Here is a 19,281-nt window from a genome sequence, read left to right as displayed (position 1 = left end):
AACATTTGCCGTGTTGTCGTAATCACCAGATGCCAGAACAGTAGCGGTAATATCCAGAGATTGAGTAGCTCCATTTGCCAAACTACCAATATTCCAGATCACATCATTCCCGACTACGGTAGTTGCTGCATCACCATTGTCACTTACGTATGTGTATCCCGAAGGCAAATTATCTGTAACTACTACGCCGGTTGCATTGCTGGGTCCGTTGTTGGTCACAGTAATTGTGAAGACCACGTTTGACCCCACGTTTGGCATTTCATTGTTTACTGTTTTAGTAATGCTCAAATCGGCAACCGGTTCAGCAATTTCTACTTCAAAATCATATTCATTGCTGATTTCAGAATCACCATCTGTTAATTGAAGCTTGACCAATAGAGTTCCAATAAAGTCATTATCCGGAGTTACATCATTTCCGGTAAATGAATAATCAGAACCGGACAAAATAATGACGCTGTAATCATCAGGAAATATTCCAAGCTGGTCTTCAACATTCAGCCACGAAATATCAATGGAGAAAGTCTGATTCTTTTCAAACTCAGGTATGTTGTTTTGGCCGGTTATTTGAATCTGGCCGTATGCAGTAAAACAGGTGAGAAAAAAGATTCCTATCAGTAGATATTTCCTCATGATTTGGCTTTTTTTAATTGTAATCATTGTGTAAAAATACAATCGCTTTAAGCCAAATGCACACCTTTTTTGATCAACAGGGTAATATCTGATGTGAAACGTTTTTTTTTATAGATTATTTGGAATAGGTATAAATAATCCCTATATTGTTATGTTTTACAGGAGCTTTTTAGTTTTCGCTCTGCAGCAGTCTGCTCAAGGTTCTTTTAACTTTTTCTCTCTCGTCTTTGATTCTTTGAATCTCTCTGAGAATAAATGATATTTCATATCCGTCACGAATGGCTTCCCGGTCAAATTGTTCCATAATGATATACTCATGCCTTCTACCGATGAACTGCACTCTTAATGGCTGATCCCAGTTGGTTGCTATAAAGTCGATTATGCCGTTATCTTTCCCATCCTTAAAATGAATAATTTCCCACTTTGACTGACCATCTTCAAATCTGCGATTGTTAAATCCGTCTTCTTCTACTTTAATGGAAGAGACAGACTCTCCCCTAAAATAGACTCTTATCTGTTCGTGATGAATCCATTCTGTGCCATGGTATTGACTGGATATAAAGAAGTCACCCGATTCATTCAGGTTCGCTTTCAAATAAGTTCTGTTGAAGCTGTTTTCAGGTCTTTGTCGTCTGTGAATAAAAACTTTTTCTGAACCATACTCATCGCTGATAATAAAATTCCGCAGCATGGGTTGCAGAGTTTCCTCTTGTAAGACCAACATGCTGTCCAGAAAGTTCAGATTTCGTTCCTGTTCGCTGATATTGATTTGTCGTAAAAGCGTTCGCGCTCTTTGAGCATACTCTGCCTGATCCTTGTATTGATGAATAAGGGTGTCAAGCTTTAATTTTGCAAGGTTGAAGTTTCCTTTCTCCTTAAGGGAAATGGCTTCCTGCAATCTTTCGCCGGCTTCCTCTTCTCTGTTGGATCCGCAGCCCACAACCATAAGAAACGAAACCAATATGGTAAGAGCAGTTCTCCAAACCGGTGCGTGATGGTTGCGGATCCTCAACGGAGATCCGGTTGTAGATTCAATTCTATGATTATTATTCACGATGTCTCTTTCTTGTAAAGACTTCATAAGTGCAATAAGTTTAGTTGTTTAACCGGTAAAGGCTTAAAGAATCATATGGGATGGGGAAGGAGTGTCTGCTGAAACTTCGAACACTTTTAGCATGATTCCTGCCATTTGAAAATGAGGTTTAATAAACATCAGATAAATATGAAACCTCTATCTCCGGTGAACACAAATATATAAAATTTACGATCATTTCATATGCCTGTGTTGATTTCAATATAAATGGTGCGTATTTAGATATCGCTTTCAATATCTGTGTTTGCTTCACAATGAGCAAATGTTTTTTTATGAAAAAATAACATTTTTGAGAGGTAATATGTTAATGAATTACTCCATTTTGAGCCTTATGAAATTGATATTTTTATGTACCTTTGCCAAAATTTATTTACAACAAAGAAAAAGCTTCTCCCATGTCGTTTATTGAAGATCGAATTGTATCAGACGGACTAACTTTTGATGATGTATTGTTAGTTCCCGCTTATTCCGAAGTTCTGCCGCGTGAAGTAAATCTTGCTTCATCATTTTCCAGAAATATTTTATTGAATACCCCCATTGTTTCAGCTGCAATGGATACCGTAACAGAAGCGCGCATGGCTATTGCTATTGCACGTGAAGGAGGTATTGGAGTCATTCATAAAAATATGACCATAGACGAACAGGCCAGACAGGTTGAAGTAGTAAAGCGTGCCGAAAACGGGATGATTTATAACCCTGTTACAATTTTGAAAGGAAGTACAGTGGGTGATGCGCTCGCCTTTATGAGCGAGTACAAAATCGGAGGAATTCCTGTTGTTGATGAGCATGGTTATTTGGTAGGGATTGTTACCAACAGAGATTTGCGGTTTGAGCCCGACATGAATAAATCCATTGATGAGGTGATGACCACAAAAAACTTGATTACAACGAATCAAACCACTGATCTGGAAAGTGCTGCTGCCATCCTTCAAAAACATAAAATTGAGAAACTTCCTGTTGTTGATAAGGATAATAAACTGATAGGTTTGGTAACCTATAAGGATATTACGAAGGCAAAAGACAAGCCTTTTGCCTGTAAAGACGAAAAAGGTCGGTTGAGAACAGCAGCGGCAGTTGGTGTTACTTTCGATACTTTTGACAGGATTGATGCGCTGGTAAAAGCAAACGTTGATGCCATTATTATAGACACCGCTCATGGACACTCCAAAGGAGTTATTGAAACCTTAAAAGAGACCAAGCGCAGATATCCTGAACTGGATGTTGTAGTTGGAAATATTGCCACTGCTTCAGCTGCGAAGGATTTGGTTAAAGCAGGTGCCGACGGAGTAAAAGTTGGTATTGGCCCCGGTTCTATATGTACAACCCGTGTTATTGCAGGAGTGGGGGTACCCCAGTTATCGGCCATTTACGAAGTAGCCAAAGCTCTTAAAGGTTCTGGAGTTCCTCTAATCGCCGATGGAGGTCTTCGTTACAGTGGTGACATCGTTAAAGCGCTTGCTGCAGGAGCGTACTCAGTAATGGCCGGATCATTGTTTGCAGGAGTTGAGGAATCGCCTGGTGAAACCATCATTTTTAATGGAAGAAAGTTCAAAACTTACAGAGGGATGGGATCTGTTGAGGCCATGCAAAAAGGATCCAAAGACCGCTATTTCCAGGATGTGGAAGACGACATCAAGAAACTGGTTCCTGAAGGAATCTCTGCCCGTGTTCCTTATAAAGGAACACTTTACGAAGTTATTTATCAATTGATTGGCGGATTGAGAGCCGGAATGGGATATTGCGGCGCTTCAAATATTGAGCTATTACATGAGGCCGGATTTACGAGAATTACCAATGCCGGGGTTGAGGAGTCGCATCCTCATGATGTCACAATCACGTCAGAAGCACCAAATTATTCGAGATAATTAGAACCTGAGGTTTTGCAAAACTTGTTTTGCAAAGGGGAAACCAGAATAAGTTTCCCCTTTCCTTTTTTATTAAACAAACGGATTTAATTGTTTGGTTTTGGAAAAATGATTAATTTTTCACGCTTTTTTGATGCAATAGAAGAAGGATTTAAAACAAAGTTGATTCAAAGCAATAATTAGATGTTCTTACCTGTTTTCTTTGGAAAACAGGTTGTATTATAAGATAATTATAAAACAAACTAATAATCAAAATTACTTTCCAATGAAACGAATCGCATGCTTATTTTCAGGGTTGTTTTTTATGTTGGTGGTCTCCTTATCCCAAAGCAATGAAACAATACTGCAAATCGGGGAACATGAATTCACGAAAGGTGAATTTTGGCATGTTTACAACAAAAATAAACATCTGCCAAATTTTACTGAAACCCCGCTTGAGTTTGCTGAACGCTTTATTGACTATAAGTTAAAAGTGGTGGAAGCCATCCACCAGGGTTTAGATACAACAGCCTCGTTTAAAAGGGAGTTTAATCAATATGCTGAAGATTTAAAGGCTTCTTTTTTAATCGATTCCGCTGCCCTTGAAAATAAATCACGGCAAGCATTTCTTCATATGCAGGGGATCGTAAATGCCAGTCATATTTTAATCCGGGTTGAGGAAATGGCTACTCCATCAGATACAGTTAAAGCCTGGAACAAAATCAATGATTTGAGAACCCGTGTACATGCCGGGGAAAGTTTTGGCGATTTGGCTACCCGATACTCTGAAGATCCTTCGGCTGTAAACAATCAGGGAAAGCTTGGATATTTCTCCGCATTTCGAATGGTTTATCCATTCGAAAAAGCTGCTTTTGCCACACCGGTAGGTGAAGTTTCAAACATCATCAGAACAAACTTTGGTTATCATATCATAAAAGTCCATGAAAAAATCCCTAATCCGGGGCGAATTCGGGTAGCTCACATCATGAAAATGTTTCCCCGAAATGCTAGCGATGAGGTTAAGGCAGGATTTAAAACAGAAATTGATTCAATATACCAGGTTCTGAGAGGAGGAGAGAGTTTTGCTCAATTAGCTGCAAAGCACTCAGATGATCAAAACTCCGCAAATAACGGAGGGGAGATGAGACCGTTTACTTTGCAGGAAATGGTGCCGGAGTTTGCTTTTGCATCGTTTGCTTTGGAAAATGATGGAGATATTTCTGAACCTGTATTAACAGATTTCGGATGGCATATTATAAAAAGGCTGGAAATCACTTCAATAGGAGATTATGCTTCAAATAGAAACAACATCATGAACATGATGAGAAGGGACGGACGTAACCGTACTGGTGAAATCTCTTTTGTTCAGCAAAAAAGAAAAGAAAGCAATTTTTATCTGAATCAAGATTTGGTGGATCTTATGAAATCAAAAGCCAGTGGCGAAACAGATAATTCCAGCTTTTTTAGTTCTCTGAGTAACAACGATGGTTTGCTATACAGTTATTTTGATAAAAAAATGAGTTTGAAGGAGTTTGTGTTGTCTCTGAAAAATCATCAAACATTTAATATTCAGACCGGGTTTAATTCGGTTGAGAAGATTTTGGATGAGTTAATTCATGAAACCATCATTGCTGTGGAACGCCGGGATATGGCAAAGAATAATCCGGAATTTAGATACCTGGTCAATGAATATCATGATGGCCTTTTGATTTTTGAGATCAGCAATAATGAAGTATGGCAAAATGTTGGTTCAGATACCCTGGCTTTACAGAATCATTACAGGAATAATATTGATGAGTTCTCAACTCCATATCAGCTGGATGGGGTGATATGTGAGGTTAAAACCCGCCGCTTGGTGCGTCGTGTAAACAGAGAGATAAACAGGCAGGGTAGTGATTTTTTGGTACAGATATTGAAGGACAACTCTCGATCGCCGGATTGTTACTGGTGTGAGACAGGTTTGTTTGAGTTTGTATCTGATGCATCAAACCCATTAAATTCTGTGAAACTGCCTGATGGAAACAGATTCAGCAAAATCAATGGTGATTTGTATTGGGCAGGTGTGATTTTGGAACCACAACCAATACCTTACCGTGAAATCCTGGGGCATGTTATGAGCAGTTATCAGCGATATAAAGAAAAGCAGTGGGTTATTGGTTTACGAGAAAAGCATGTACCTGAGTTTAATTTTAATTTGTTGAAGAATTAGAAGAATTCTCAGATTTTGATGCAAATTATAAGCCCGGCAAAGGGAATAGAATAGTTATGAAGATATCGAACACTATAAAGTTATTATTTTTAATTTTGTTGGTTTTCGGATGTGGAACCGCAGAAAATGGACCCGATAGCAAGCCGATTGTTACCGTAGGCGGAGTATCACTCACAAGGGGGGAATTGCAGGCTGCAGTTCCCGATAACATCAGCCCACAGGACAGCATGGCAATAGCGGAGGATTTCATTGGGCGATGGATTCGTAACAGGTTAATGTTGCGTCAAGCCGAATTGAACTTAACATCCGATGAAAAAAATGTGGAGCAATTATTGGAAGAATACAGGACTTCCTTATTGGTTCATTTATACCAGCAAAAAATGCTTGATCAAAAGCACTCCCCCATGGTAACCAGTCGCGAAATAGAGGAGTATTATAATTCAATGCGAGATAACTTCCGGCTGCATGAGAACATCATTCAGGGTGTATTTATTAAGGTGCCAATTAATGCACCAAATCAGGATCAGTTAAGAAGGTGGTATCGATCAGGAACAGGGGAAGATATTGTTAACATGGAGGCATATTCGTTTCAGTATGCACGAAAATATGACCAGTTTATTGAAAACTGGATTCCTTTTAGCCGAATTAATTTTAACCTTCCTGAACCTATTGTAAATGAAGAAAGATTTCTGAGGTTTTCCAGACATTATGAAACATCAGATTCTCATTATAATTACTATCTGGCAGTTTATGATTATAAACTGGCCGGAAATACCGCCCCGGTTGGATTTGTTGAAGACCGGATAAAAGCCATATTGTTGAATAAGAAGCGAGTAGAGTTTCTGCAACAACTTGGGCAGGATTTATATGACGAAGCTTTAAGAGAAAAAATCGTTAGTTTTCATTAGTTTATTTAATTTTGAACGCAAAAACCAGAACATGTCTGTACTGAATCGTTGTTTTTTACTATTAGTTGTATTAATACTTGGAATCTCTTCCCTGAAGTCTCAATCCAATGTTATTGATGAAGTAATCGCCGTTGTAGGTGATAACCCTGTTTTAAGATCAGATGTTGAGTACCAGTATCAACAAGCTCGAATGCAGGGTGTAACTTTCCCGGGTGATATGAAGTGCCACATTTTTGAACAACTTCTTCTTCAAAATCTTTTGCTTGAACAGGCAAAAATTGATAGTGTTGATGTTAGTGAAAACATGGTGATTAGTACCGTTGACAGACAGATTAATGAGTTTATAAATCGTGCCGGATCCAGGGAGCGCCTCGAAGAGTGGCTCAATAAGCCCTTGCATCAGATCAGAAGGGAACAAAGAGTTTTGGTACGAAACCAGATGCTGACGCAACAAATGCAGGGAATCATCACCGATGATGTTCGTGTAACACCTGCCGAAGTGCGTGCATTTTACCGACGCATGCCTGAAGATAGTCTTCCAATGGTACCAGCACAATTCGAAATTCAAAAAATATCTGTTGAACCACAGGTTTCCATTGATGAAGAAGAACGTATAAAAACTCGCCTGCGTGATTTCCAGCGACAGATTAATGAAGGCAGAGATTTTGCTACTCTTGCAGTTTTGTTTTCAGAGGATCAGATGAGTGCAGCAAGAGGCGGTGAGTTGGGGTTTATGACAAGGGCAGAGCTCGTTCCTGAATTTGCCAGGGTAGCTTTTACCTTACAGGATCCTAACCGGGTAAGTCAGATTGTTGAAACTGAGTTTGGTTACCATATCATTCAATTGATTGAGCGGCAAGGTGACAGGATTAATGTGCGCCATATATTATTGCGCCCCCGTGCCTCAGCAGAAGAGGTAACCAAAGCCAGACAGAAAGCCGATTCTATTGCAAATTTAATCAGAGAAGAGAAAATTTCATTTGAGGAAGCTGCTTTGTTTCATTCCATGGACAAGGAGACCAGATTGAATGGAGGGGTAATGATTAACCCCAGAAACCAATCCACAAAATTTGAAATTCAGCATATCCCTCCAACCATTACCAGGCAGCTTGAAAGAATGGAAGTTGGTGACGTATCCAGCGCTTTTGAATTGATGAATGAGCGTCTTGGAAAGAACTATTTTGCCGTTGTACGATTGAAATCCAGAACCGAACCACACAAAGCTAACATCAGGGACGATTATCAGTTGCTCCAAACCATGCTTGAAAACCAAAAGCGTGAGGAGGCATTTATTGATTGGATCATTCGCCGACAAAGAGAGACTTACATCACCATTAGTCCGAATTGGATCAACTGTCAGTTTGAACATAAGGGATGGGTTAAATAGCTTTGGGATTTACAGGAGCAGATAATGAATTTATATTCAGAGGATTTTTAGGGTGATCAAAAATCTGAACCAAGATAAAGAGTTTAATTCTTGCAGTCATATGGTATTTGGATATTTAAACAGGATCCATATATTTTAATGATGTAAATTCATAGTGTTGTTTAACTTGCAATCTGCTGAAAATTGAAGACCTGCTCGTTTCTTGTTTCTAATTATCTTAAAGTCTGAGGATCTATAACGATGAAGGCCAGGCATATTTTTTTTATTCTTATCGCAGTTCTGTGGCTTGGCTTATTAACAGCTCAGGAGCACCGCGGAAGGACTGTTATTCATATTGAACATGCAGATTATATGGAAGGTTCTGAACGTTTCGGAAGAAACGTTCAGGCTCTTTTTGGGAATGTGCGATTTCGTCATCATAATACCCTAATGCATTGTGATAGTGCATTCTTTCATCGTGCTGAAAATAAAATGCACGCCTATGGCTCCATTCATATTATTCAGGACGACTCTATTCATCTTTACGGAAATATACTCCATTACCATGGAGATACCGATATAGCTATGATACGAGAAAACGTACGTCTGGTTAACAATGATGTTGTTTTGCGAACAGAATATCTCGATTATGATCGTCGTAATGATGTGGCATACTATTTCAATGGAGGACTTATAGAGAGCGGAGATAACATCCTGGAGAGTGTTTATGGTTATTATTATCCCCGCACAGAGGAGGCACATTTTCAGAAAGATGTGGTCGTAACCAACCCTGAATACTTCATGTATTCAGATACTCTTGTCTATTACACATTAACCGAGATTGTTAAAATTACCGGCCCAACCACCATCGAAAGCGAGAGGAATATTATTTATGCTGAAGCCGGTTTTTACGACACTCAAAATGATGTAGCCCGCCTGGAAAAAAATGGATGGATCAAAGGTGAGGAGCAGTTCCTTTCAGGCGACACCATTTTTTATGACCGTACCAGTGGGTTTGGAGAGGTATTTTCAAATATGTTTTTACAGGATACCACAAATCACGTTATTATTACCGGGGATTATGGTTTCTATAATGAGTTGACGAAAGAGGCTCTGGCAACTAAAAGAGCTGTGTTGAAACAGATTCATCAGAATGATACTCTCTATTTGCATGCCGACACATTACGTGCTGACCCCATTCCGGATACAGAACTTCAAATCATCAGAGCTTATCGCAATGTGAAATTTTTTAGGGAGGATTTTCAGGGACGATGCGATTCCATGGTTTACGATCTTCGGGATTCCATCAATAGTTTTTATATAGATCCGGTTCTGTGGGCAATGGGAAATCAGATGAGTGCAGATATCATCAGACTTTTTACCAGAAATAATGCGTTGTATAAAACTGAGCTGATAAACAATGCCTTTGTTATTGCTCCTGAAGACACCATTGGTTACAATCAGATTAAGGGTAATCATATGGTAGGACATATTCGGGATAATAAACTGTATCGTATTGATGTTGATGGGAATGGCCAAACTATCTATTTCCCAAAAGAGGATGATGTGGTAATAGGCATGAATCGGGCTGAATCAAGTAACATGACCATTTTGCTTGAAGATCAGCAGGTAACAGGGATTATTTTACGTCGACAACCTGCAGGTAATTTGAATCCTCCCGCATTGGTAGCTCCCGAAGCGAAAAAATTAAATGGTTTTAGATGGCTCGAAGATTATCGTCCCAAAAGGAAAGAGGATATTTTTATCCATGATGCACCTCCTGTTCAGGAAGGACGGGTTAATTATGATGATTTTCTTTTCGATAGGAATATCCCTTCACGATAAATAAAAAAGCTACCTGCTGGTAGCTTTTTAAATTTTATACGATGAAAGAATGAATTGATCTCTTTCAATATTCTTATATTATCGTACCAATAAAATTTTGAATGATTATTTTCGATTTGAAGATTTTTATTCTCTCATATGCCTGCTTGAATATGCATAAAGATGTTTCAAAGTCGCTTAATAATCTAAAGTCTGATGTTAATATTCATCTTCATTAAAGAAGAAGTCATCTTTACTTGGATAATCCGGCCAAATATCCTCGATACTTTCGTAAATTTCTCCTTCATCCTCAATTTCCTGAAGATTCTCAATCACCTCAAGTGGTGCGCCTGATCGAATGGCAAAATCGATCAACTCGTCTTTTGAGGCCGGCCATGGTGCATCTTCGAGCTTCGCAGCTAATTCAAGAGTCCAATACATAGGGATTGTTTTTTATGGTTATGATCTAAGATTTTTCTTCTTTTCGGCGAAATTATAAAAAAAAATCAATCATGCAAGCCAGAAACCCATGGAATTTCATTTATTTGGAAATAATTCGTTAAATGGCGCGATAAAACAAAGAAATAGTCAGATAAACGGTTGATGTACCTAATAACCCATTCGTCAACAGTTGTTTGAGATTGCATGGTGATGATTCTTCGTTCTGCTCGTCGGCAAATGGTGCGGCAGATATGACATTGAGCCACTGCGGGATGTCCCCCCGGAAGAACGAAATTGGACAAAGGAGGCAGCTTTGATTCCATCTTATCCATTTCAAGTTCCATGAACTCTATCTCTGCTTCATCGGTTTTCAGTTTTGTGCGCAAGTCCGAAACTGACTCATCGGTTGCCAGGTATGAACCAATGGTGAAAAGCTGTCGTTGAATTCTGATGATGGAGTCAATGGATTCCTGGTCAATCGGGTATGAGCGTATCATCCCTATGTTTGAATTTAATTCATCCACAGTTCCGTAGGCTTCCAAACGGTAATCATTTTTTGAAACCCTGGTTCCACCTATTAATCCCGTTGATCCTTTGTCGCCTGTTTTGGTATATACTAAGCTCTTTTTCATTTTAGTTTGTTATTTAGTATTTGAGCTACCATCCTCCAATTTCTTGGGGGAATACTCATATAACGTTGTCTTTTATGGGTAATAATCGAAAATGGTAATTTGTGTGAAAAAAATCATTTATGCAGGGGCGTTAGCCCTGACATCTTGCTGCACCAACTCATTTAACCAGATTCATATTTAACCTAATATTCATCGTATATTGATATTTTAGATTGCAGGGCTAACGCCCCTTTGTTATCTTGGCTTAATGCTTAATCCTACGAAGATTACAGGGCTACGCCCCTTACAATAGATCGTTAGACCTTTTGATATTAGACTTGAGTAAGCATTTATTATCAGCTGATTGAATAGCGCGATCATAAAGCCATGTACAACAGATGGTTAGGTGGGTAGAAATGATTAACGAACTACGCCCCTTAAATACAGCAAATCAAAATCCATCAGTTATCATCACTATTATTTCCGTCTCTTTGCCAGCTGAAATCAATATAACAACATAAAATGAAAAAGGGTTCGTTCGAACCCTTTTTTTTGTTTTAAACCATTGCTGTTATATCTGCATTCCGTTCATCTCTTTCTATCTCTCCATCCCTAAAACGCAAAATTCGATGTGCATGTTGCGCAATATCTTCCTCGTGCGTTACCAGGATGATGGTATTTCCTCCTGCATGAATTTCATTGAAAAGTCGCATGATGTCGATAGAAGTTTTGGTATCCAGGTTACCGGTTGGTTCATCGGCCAAAATAATAGAAGGGTTGTTTATAAGTGCCCTGGCAACTGCGACTCTCTGTCTTTGTCCTCCGGATAGTTCATTAGGTTTGTGTGTCATCCGGTCTTCAAGACCCACTTTTGAAAGAGCTTCTTTGGCTTTTTCTATTCGTTCTGCCTTTGGAACACCGCCATAAACCAACGGCAACATCACATTTTCCAATGCAGAATATTGATGAAGCAGATTAAAAGTCTGGAATACGAAGCCAATTTCCCGGTTTCTGATTTCGGCCAAATGGTCGTCGGTAAGTTGACTTACATTATGGTTGTTGAGGATATAAGTTCCGGCTGATGGGGTATCCAATGCTCCAATGATGTTCATTAGGGTTGATTTACCCGAACCGGATGGCCCCATAATTGCCACGTAATCGCCTCTTTCAATTTTTGTTGTAACACCTCTTAACGCACGAACTACCTGGGTTCCCACCTGGTAGTTTTTCTCTATGTTCTCAATCTCAATAACGTATTTCGACATGCTTTCTTTTTTTTATCTTTCTGTTTTGACAGGCTTTTGGCTATTTGGTTTAACCAAGCCAATGAGAGATTCAGAAACGTACTTTAAAATGCTCTTTTTGGTTTTCTTTTCTAAAGAAAACCAGTCCCATTCTGAATATATCTATTGAAACTGTTACTTTAGGATGATGAATGATGTCTTCCCACGCTTCTTCCATCTCTTTTGACCAGTGAATGTCATCAAAAACAAAAATGGAATTGTTGTTGATTTTTTCCAAACAGAGATGAAAGTAGTTAAGGGTGGCTTCTTTTTTATGATTTCCATCAAAATAGACAAAATCGAGGGTTTCGAGAGTTTGGATGGTTTCGGGTAATACATCATCAATGTTTCCATTAATGATGTTTACGTTTGAGGCCTCCATCCTGTCAAAAGTTTGCTGCGCAATTTTTGCTGTTTTGGGACATCCTTCAATGGTAATTACTTTTGACGATTTATCAGGCATGGCCAAATAAAGGGTTCCAATGCCTAATGAGGTTCCCAATTCAAGAATGTTTCCTGGTTTAAATTTTGAAACCAGCCTGAACATCAATTCTCCATATTTGGCCGGTGTGGAGGAGTTTTTTGCTATGTCGGCAATTCTTCTTTTTCTGCGTTTTGTAACCGAAGAACCGGCTCCCAAATCTTTAACTTCAATGGAATGGCTGCTCTTTAATAATGCATGGCGCCATGCATTAATTTTTACAAAGCAGTAATAGGGATGCTTCTCCTGCATCAGGTTGCCAACCAGGTCGAAAACAAAGGGGGAATGAATGCCGTGACCCTTCCAATGGTTGGGAGCAAGGAGGTATGGTATGTGTCGTTTTATCTGAAACCAGTTCACTTTTCTGAAAATTTTGGGTAAATATAGCCATTTTACCAAACTACAGGCCTTTTTTTATTGGTGATAACGCTCATGTTTATTGTAATGCTTGGTAGCTTCAAAGGTTTGCACTATTTTTGAATCTTGTCATGACAGAGCTGTCCACTTTAAATATTATGTATCTTCCCGGAGTCGGTCCAAAACGAGCCGATCTGCTGAAACATGAACTTCGTATTATTTCATACGAAGATTTAATCTATTACTTTCCCTATAAATATGTTGACCGAAGCCGAATTTTCACCATCAGCGAAGTGAGACCCGGCATGCAGCACATTCAATTAAAGGGTCGCGTAAATTCTCTGCGTACAATAGGAGAGGGAAGAGGTAAACGAATGGTGGCCAACTTCACCGATGGCACCGGAAACGTTGAATTGGTGTGGTTTAAAGGATTGAAGTTTGTGAAAAGCAATATCAATGGTGATTTTGTTTACATAGTATTTGGAAAACCTTCGGTTTTTAACGGTATTATCAACATCGTTCATCCGGAGATGGATAGGTTTAATGAATCAAAATCACTAATTCAACAGGGTTTACAGGCACATTATAACACCTCGGAGAAGATGAAAAGCAATTTTCTCAACTCCAAAGCCATTCATAAACTTGTTTATAATCTTTTTCAGAGTTATAAGGGGAAAATTCCCGAAACCCTGCCTGCATATATTATTGAAAAGTATCGTTTAACCATATTGAATGATGCATTACGCATCATTCATTTTCCTCGAGATAATCAGTCACTGGAAAAAGCAAGGTTCAGACTTATTTTTGAAGAGTTGTTTTATATTCAACTCAACATCCTACGGCTTAAAAATCAACGGACTTTCAGTATAAAAGGACATACTTTTACAAAAGTGGGAGGGTACCTGAATCAGTTTTATTCACAACATTTGCCTTTTGAATTGACCGGTGCACAAAAGCGAGTAATTCGTGAAATGCGACACGACATGGGAACCGGGCGACAAATGAACCGTCTCTTGCAGGGTGACGTGGGTAGCGGAAAAACGCTGGTGGCATTAATGGTGATGCTGATTGCCCTGGATAACGATTTTCAGGCCTGCCTGATGGCTCCTACGGAGATTTTGGCCACTCAGCATTTTGAAACCATCGCCGCACAGGTAGAAGCTTTAGGTGTAAATGTGGCATTGCTCACCGGTTCCACAAAAAAGTCGGAACGTGTTCGCATTGACGAGCAACTGCGAAGTGGCGAACTGCAAATTCTCATTGGAACACATGCGCTCATCGAGGACACAGTGGTGTTTAATCGACTTGGCCTGGTGGTTATTGATGAACAACATCGTTTTGGTGTGCAGCAGAGAGCCCGTTTATGGAAAAAGAATCTAAACCCACCTCATGTTTTGGTGATGACTGCCACTCCAATTCCCCGTACTTTGGCGATGACTGTTTATGGCGACCTGGAAGTATCTGTTATTGACGAACTTCCTCCGGGCAGAAAACCCATTCAAACCATGCACTACTTTCATAACCGGCGCAATCAGCTAAACCGCTTTTTACGCGAAGAAATTGAGAAAGGACGTCAGGTGTATGTGGTTTATCCTTTGATTGAGGAGTCTGAGAAAATGGATTTCAAAAACCTTTCTGAAGGTTATGAATATATGCAGGGTGCATTTCCGGAGTGCAAAGTGGTGATGGTTCATGGCCGCATGAAGCCTTCGGAGAAAGATGAAGCCATGCATGTTTTTGCCTCAGGAGAAGCTCAAATCATGGTTGCTACTACCGTCATTGAGGTGGGCGTAAATGTGCCCAATGCATCGGTCATGATTATCGAAAGCGCGGAACGATTTGGATTGTCTCAGCTTCACCAGTTGCGGGGACGGGTTGGCCGCGGAGCAGAACAGAGTTATTGCATATTAATGACGTCATTCAAACTGGCTGAGGAGACGCGAAAGCGAATGGAAATCATGACACGCACCAACGATGGTTTCGAAATTGCTGAAGCAGACATGAAAATGCGTGGCCCCGGTGATTTGGAAGGAACTCAACAGTCAGGCTTGCCTTTCGACCTGAAAATTTCTAATCTTACGCGTGATTCCCGCATTTTGCAGATGGGGCGTCAGGTTGCTGAAGAGGTGCTTGAGAAAGACCCGCTACTCGAAAAGGCGGAAAATCAAATACTCAATCGCCAATTAACCAAATTGGCGCGTGCAAAAATTAACTGGGGGATGATTAGTTGAGGAACTTCTCTACCGTGAAATAAAACGATAAATAAATATTTCATTTTTTTAGTCATTTTGCAATCTCTGGATTGCAAAATAATCTTCTCAAATTCAGAAAGTAACATCTTTTAACGTCTTCTTATTTTTATTTATTCTAAACAAAAACTACTTGAAACTGATATTTTTACGTATAAAATATCGTTCATATTACATACTTTTGTTTTGCAACGGCCAAAACAAACAATAGGCTGAAATGAAAAAAATCGAACACGAAGGAGTAGTTGAAGAGGTTCGTGGCAATCAGATTAAAGTTAAGATTGTCAGTGAATCGGCCTGTGCTTCATGCCATGTTAAAAGTGCGTGCACCATGGCTGACTCGCAGGAGAAGGAGATCGATGTTGAATCGATGGAAAATGTGAAACCCGGACAGCATGTGATGGTGGTAGGAACCGATTCACAGGGACTAAAAGCAGCTTTACTGGCTTATGTGTTGCCTGTGGTTTTGGTATTGGTTGTTCTTGCTGTTACTTACGCGGTAACCGGCAACGAAAATTTATCAGGGTTCCTGTCCTTATTGGTACTGGTACCCTATTTTTTTACTATTAAGCTGGCGGGTAAAGCTATGCGCAAGTCATTTACATTCACGATTAAAACCATAAACGAATAACCATTATGAGCGTTGTTCTGATTACAATAGTAAGTTTGGCCGGATTAGGTGCCATTGCTGCAATGATATTATTTGCAGCATCCAAGAAATTTCAGGTGTTTGAAGATCCTCGTATTGATGAGGTGGAAGAGGTTTTACCGGCTACCAATTGCGGAGGTTGTGGCCTTCCGGGCTGTAGGGCATTTGCCGAAGCATTGGTAAAGGCTGATGATATATCATCTATGAATTGTCCGGTAGGAGGAGCTGATACAATGAATGCCGTAGCTAGTATTCTCGGCAAAGAAGCTGGGACTGCAATTCCAATGGTTGCTGTGGTTCGTTGCAACGGAAGTTGTGAGCATGCGCCGAAAACAACCAATTACCAGGGAGCACAGACTTGCGCTGTCGTTTCTGCTCTTTATGGAGGCGAAACTGGTTGTGCATTTGGATGCGACGGACTGGGCGATTGTGTGGCATCCTGTAAGTTTGATGCCATGTATATGGATGATGAGACCGGATTACCTGTAATTATTGAAGAAAACTGCGTGGCATGCGGAGCATGTATTGATGCTTGCCCTAAAAACATCATTGAACTTAGAAAAAAGGGGCCAAAGAGTCGTAGAATTTTTGTGAGTTGCGTGAATAAGGATAAAGGAGCCCCTGCAAAAAAAGCATGCGCAGTGGCATGTATCGGATGTTCAAAATGTTTCAAGATATGTCCGCATGATGCCATCGAAATGAAGGACAACCATGCTTATATTGATTATGAAAAATGTAAGTTGTGTCGCAAGTGTGTCCCTGAATGTCCTACAAAAGCCATTCATGAGATAAATTTTCCACCGCCAAAACCAAAGGTGAAGAAGGAAGAACCGGAAACCACACCGGCAGATTAATATTTAATTAGCGAACATTGAAAATTAAAATGAACTGGTGACAAAAGGTTGGATTGTTTCCGACATAACCTGTTCAGACAAAAATAAGGAGGATTCATCGTGTTAAAGACATTCTCACTTGGAGGCGTTCACCCGGCAGAAAATAAATTATCTGCCGCAAAAGCCACAGAGATTTTGCCGGTTCCCGCAGAAGTGGTCATCCCAATCTGCCAACACATCGGAGCGCCCGGTACTCCGGTTGTGAAGAAAGGGGACGAAGTAAAGGTAGGCCAGGTTATTGCCCAATCTTCAGGGTTTGTATCTGCCAACATTCATTCGCCGGTATCGGGAAAGGTGTTTAAAATTGATGACATTCTGGATGCATCAGGGTATAAGCGGCAAGCCATCATTATAAAAACCGAAGGAGATGAGTGGATGGCCGATATTGACAGGTCTGATTCCATACGAAAAGGGATTACACTTTCTTCTGAAGAGATTATTAAACGTGTTGGGGAGGCGGGAATTGTTGGTTCTGGAGGTGCTACTTTCCCTGCTCACGTGAAACTGTCGCCACCACCTGGGAAAACTTGCGAGGTGTTAATTCTTAATGGCGTGGAGTGCGAACCTTACCTCACAAGTGACCACCGCCTGATGCTTGAAAAGGGTGAAGAGATGTTGGTTGGTGTCAGCCTTCTGATGAAAGCCCTATTTGTTGATAGAGCCATTATTGGAATTGAAAACAATAAACAGGATGCCATTGAGCATATCCGTAAGCTTGTTGCAAGTTATAATGGAATTACTGTTCAACCATTAAAAGTTCAATACCCTCAGGGAGGTGAAAAGCAGTTGATTGATGCCTGTATAGGTCGTCAGGTGCCTTCAGGAAAACTTCCCATTGAAGTGGGAGCTGTAGTTTTTAATGTGGGAACGGCTTATGCCGTTTATGAAGCTGTGCAGAAGAATAAACCCAAGATTGACCGAATTGTAACCGTAACCGGTTTGTCGGTGAAAAATCCGGGTAATTTTCTTGTTCGCATAGGAACCCCAATATCTGCTCTAATAGAGGCAGTTGGAGGACTACCGGAAGATACCGGCAAGGTGATAGCTGGCGGTCCCATGATGGGTAAAGCTTTGGCTTCATTGGATGCTCCTGTAACCAAAGGGACTTCAGGTGTGTTAATCGTTCCTGAAAAAATTGCAAGCAGAGGGAAAACGGAGTATTGCATCCGTTGTTCCAAATGCGTTTCGGCCTGTCCCATGGGATTGTCTCCGTATTTACTGATGACTTTGGCAGAAAAAGAGATTCATGACCGGGCGGAAGAGGAGAAAATTATGGATTGTATGGAATGTGGATCATGCAGCTTTACATGTCCATCTAATCGTCCTTTACTGGATTATATCCGATTGGGTAAGGGGAAGGTTGGACAGATTATGAGAAGCAGAATTAAATAGAAATAGGGGTTTCCCGATAATTGATATATCTGTTATGAAGAGACTAATCGTATCGCCATCACCGCACGTTCATAGTGGCGATTCCGTTAAAAAGAATATGTACGGGGTAGTTATTGCCATGATTCCTGCTCTGGCTGCTTCTGTCTGGTTTTTCGGAATTGGTGCATTGGTTGTAACACTTACCTCCGTATTGGCATGTGTGTTGTTTGAGCATCTGATTCAACGATTTATACTAAAAAAGCCAACAACCATTACCGATGGGTCAGCCATTGTTACCGGTATTCTATTGGCCTTTAACTTGCCAACCAATATTCCTTTGGCATTAATCATCATTGGAGCTGCAGTTGCCATCGGAATGGGAAAAATGTCTTTTGGAGGACTTGGACAGAATCCTTTTAATCCTGCACTGGTAGGTCGGGTGTTTTTGTTGATTTCCTATCCTGTTCAAATGACCAGTTGGCCAAAACCCATCGATTCGCGTTTCAGCTATCTGGATGCCGAAACAGGTGCCACGCCTTTGTCAATCATGAAAGAAGGATTGATTACCGGAAAACCTTTTTCTGAAGTATTGGCTGAAGTGCCATCTTATCTTGAATTGTTTCTGGGAGTGATGGGTGGATCAGCCGGCGAAATTGCCGGTGTGGCTCTTATGATAGGATTGATATATATGTTGGTGAAAAAGATAATCACCTGGCATATTCCGGTGGCTGTAATTGGTTCAGTGTTGGTGTTTACCGGAGTTCTTCACCTTGTTGACTCGAATGCCTATGCATCTCCTTTGTTTCATCTGTTAACCGGAGGTTTGCTTCTGGGGGCCATTTTTATGGCAACCGATTACTCCAGTTCACCAATGGCAACCAGTGGAATGATACTTTATGGAGTGGGAATTGGCGTCATTACTGTTTTAATACGTGTTTGGGGTGCTTACCCTGAAGGAATATCATTTGCCATTCTGATTATGAATGCATTTGTTCCTTTGATTGATAAATATATGAAACCCAAACATTTTGGGGAGAAAGTAGCAGCAAAAAAAGCGTAGAACTTAAAAAAT

General features: G+C 40.2%; 16 protein-coding genes. 10 read left to right on the top strand and 6 right to left on the bottom strand.

The window, feature by feature from the left end:
* Together EV194_RS11805 and EV194_RS11800 are read right to left on the bottom strand one after the other, a co-directional pair.
* On the bottom strand, positions 1–630 hold a 630-nt coding region (locus EV194_RS11805; protein WP_207916026.1), incomplete at its 3' end, for a DUF11 domain-containing protein.
* A 169-nt stretch (positions 631–799) separates the two neighbouring features.
* Positions 800–1,711, bottom strand: a complete 912-nt coding sequence (locus EV194_RS11800) for an outer membrane protein assembly factor BamD (RefSeq protein ID WP_243699404.1) — start codon at positions 1,709–1,711, stop codon at positions 800–802.
* Positions 1,712–2,118: 407 nt separating this feature from the next.
* Here EV194_RS11800 and guaB point away from each other — a divergent pair, with 407 nt between their 5' ends.
* The 5 genes from guaB to EV194_RS11775 all read left to right on the top strand — a co-directional run bounded on the left by guaB (position 2,119) and on the right by EV194_RS11775 (position 9,895).
* Positions 2,119–3,588 (top strand): IMP dehydrogenase, encoded by a 1,470-nt coding sequence (guaB, locus tag EV194_RS11795; protein WP_132434245.1) that lies wholly within the window; start codon positions 2,119–2,121, stop codon positions 3,586–3,588.
* 265 nt (positions 3,589–3,853) lie between these two features.
* On the top strand, positions 3,854–5,776 hold the full coding sequence (locus EV194_RS11790) for a peptidylprolyl isomerase (RefSeq protein WP_132434244.1): 1,923 nt from the start codon (positions 3,854–3,856) through the stop codon (positions 5,774–5,776).
* Between the two features lie 56 nt (positions 5,777–5,832).
* Positions 5,833–6,684 carry a hypothetical protein gene (locus EV194_RS11785; RefSeq protein ID WP_132434243.1) on the top strand — a complete coding sequence of 284 codons (852 nt, stop codon included), beginning with the start codon at positions 5,833–5,835 and terminating at the stop codon, positions 6,682–6,684.
* Positions 6,680–8,071 carry a peptidylprolyl isomerase gene (locus EV194_RS11780; RefSeq protein ID WP_262708671.1) on the top strand — a complete coding sequence of 464 codons (1,392 nt, stop codon included), beginning with the start codon at positions 6,680–6,682 and terminating at the stop codon, positions 8,069–8,071. The genes EV194_RS11785 and EV194_RS11780 overlap by 5 nt, the downstream gene beginning before the upstream one ends.
* A 240-nt stretch (positions 8,072–8,311) precedes the next feature.
* The gene (locus tag EV194_RS11775) at positions 8,312–9,895 is read left to right on the top strand and encodes an OstA-like protein (RefSeq protein ID WP_132434241.1); all 1,584 of its coding nucleotides are present in this window, start codon (positions 8,312–8,314) and stop codon (positions 9,893–9,895) included.
* 198 nt (positions 9,896–10,093) lie between these two features.
* On the opposite strand, the gene EV194_RS11770 is transcribed toward EV194_RS11775, so the two are convergent.
* The 4 genes from EV194_RS11770 to EV194_RS11755 all read right to left on the bottom strand — a co-directional run bounded on the left by EV194_RS11770 (position 10,094) and on the right by EV194_RS11755 (position 13,050).
* A complete protein-coding gene (locus tag EV194_RS11770; protein ID WP_062128219.1) occupies positions 10,094–10,315 on the bottom strand; it encodes a DUF2795 domain-containing protein in 222 nt (73 codons plus the stop codon).
* Between the two features lie 65 nt (positions 10,316–10,380).
* Positions 10,381–10,947 (bottom strand): cob(I)yrinic acid a,c-diamide adenosyltransferase, encoded by a 567-nt coding sequence (locus tag EV194_RS11765; protein ID WP_132434240.1) that lies wholly within the window; start codon positions 10,945–10,947, stop codon positions 10,381–10,383.
* A gap of 536 nt (positions 10,948–11,483) precedes the next feature.
* Entirely contained in the window at positions 11,484–12,191 is a 708-nt protein-coding gene (locus EV194_RS11760) for an ABC transporter ATP-binding protein (protein WP_132434239.1), read from the bottom strand.
* 70 nt (positions 12,192–12,261) lie between these two features.
* Entirely contained in the window at positions 12,262–13,050 is a 789-nt protein-coding gene (locus EV194_RS11755; RefSeq protein WP_243699403.1) for an O-methyltransferase, read from the bottom strand.
* A 128-nt stretch (positions 13,051–13,178) separates the two neighbouring features.
* Between EV194_RS11755 and recG the strand changes: the two genes are divergently transcribed.
* From recG to EV194_RS11730, 5 genes are all read left to right on the top strand, one after another.
* Positions 13,179–15,278: an ATP-dependent DNA helicase RecG gene (recG, locus tag EV194_RS11750; protein ID WP_132434238.1), complete on the top strand. Its 2,100-nt coding sequence runs from the start codon at positions 13,179–13,181 to the stop codon at positions 15,276–15,278.
* 235 nt (positions 15,279–15,513) lie between these two features.
* Entirely contained in the window at positions 15,514–15,927 is a 414-nt protein-coding gene (locus EV194_RS11745) for a SoxR reducing system RseC family protein (RefSeq protein ID WP_132434237.1), read from the top strand.
* A 5-nt stretch (positions 15,928–15,932) separates the two neighbouring features.
* The gene (locus EV194_RS11740; protein WP_132434236.1) at positions 15,933–16,799 is read left to right on the top strand and encodes a Fe-S cluster domain-containing protein; all 867 of its coding nucleotides are present in this window, start codon (positions 15,933–15,935) and stop codon (positions 16,797–16,799) included.
* 99 nt (positions 16,800–16,898) lie between these two features.
* Positions 16,899–18,230, top strand: coding sequence for an electron transport complex subunit RsxC (rsxC, locus tag EV194_RS11735; RefSeq protein WP_132434235.1), 1,332 nt, complete (start codon positions 16,899–16,901; stop codon positions 18,228–18,230).
* Positions 18,231–18,264: 34 nt separating this feature from the next.
* Positions 18,265–19,269: an RnfABCDGE type electron transport complex subunit D gene (locus EV194_RS11730; RefSeq protein WP_132434234.1), complete on the top strand. Its 1,005-nt coding sequence runs from the start codon at positions 18,265–18,267 to the stop codon at positions 19,267–19,269.
* The last annotated feature ends 12 nt before the right edge of the window (positions 19,270–19,281 follow it).

Origin of the sequence: Natronoflexus pectinivorans, from assembly GCF_004345615.1 — a bacterium.
GTDB classification, from domain to species: Bacteria; Bacteroidota; Bacteroidia; order Bacteroidales; family Marinilabiliaceae; genus Natronoflexus; species Natronoflexus pectinivorans.
This window is presented reverse-complemented; position numbering and strand designations above follow the sequence as displayed.

What these genes read in the sequence shown, in the direction of transcription:
- EV194_RS11800 (WP_243699404.1), bottom strand. Translation starts at nt 1,711, where the DNA reads ATGAAGTCTTTACAAGAAAGAGACATCGTGAATAATAATCATAGAATT.
- guaB (WP_132434245.1), top strand. Translation starts at nt 2,119, where the DNA reads ATGTCGTTTATTGAAGATCGAATTGTATCAGACGGACTAACTTTTGAT.
- EV194_RS11790 (WP_132434244.1), top strand. Translation starts at nt 3,854, where the DNA reads ATGAAACGAATCGCATGCTTATTTTCAGGGTTGTTTTTTATGTTGGTG.
- EV194_RS11785 (WP_132434243.1), top strand. Translation starts at nt 5,833, where the DNA reads ATGAAGATATCGAACACTATAAAGTTATTATTTTTAATTTTGTTGGTT.
- EV194_RS11775 (WP_132434241.1), top strand. Translation starts at nt 8,312, where the DNA reads ATGAAGGCCAGGCATATTTTTTTTATTCTTATCGCAGTTCTGTGGCTT.
- EV194_RS11770 (WP_062128219.1), bottom strand. Translation starts at nt 10,315, where the DNA reads ATGTATTGGACTCTTGAATTAGCTGCGAAGCTCGAAGATGCACCATGG.
- EV194_RS11765 (WP_132434240.1), bottom strand. Translation starts at nt 10,947, where the DNA reads ATGAAAAAGAGCTTAGTATATACCAAAACAGGCGACAAAGGATCAACG.
- EV194_RS11760 (WP_132434239.1), bottom strand. Translation starts at nt 12,191, where the DNA reads ATGTCGAAATACGTTATTGAGATTGAGAACATAGAGAAAAACTACCAG.
- recG (WP_132434238.1), top strand. Translation starts at nt 13,179, where the DNA reads ATGACAGAGCTGTCCACTTTAAATATTATGTATCTTCCCGGAGTCGGT.
- EV194_RS11745 (WP_132434237.1), top strand. Translation starts at nt 15,514, where the DNA reads ATGAAAAAAATCGAACACGAAGGAGTAGTTGAAGAGGTTCGTGGCAAT.
- EV194_RS11740 (WP_132434236.1), top strand. Translation starts at nt 15,933, where the DNA reads ATGAGCGTTGTTCTGATTACAATAGTAAGTTTGGCCGGATTAGGTGCC.
- EV194_RS11730 (WP_132434234.1), top strand. Translation starts at nt 18,265, where the DNA reads ATGAAGAGACTAATCGTATCGCCATCACCGCACGTTCATAGTGGCGAT.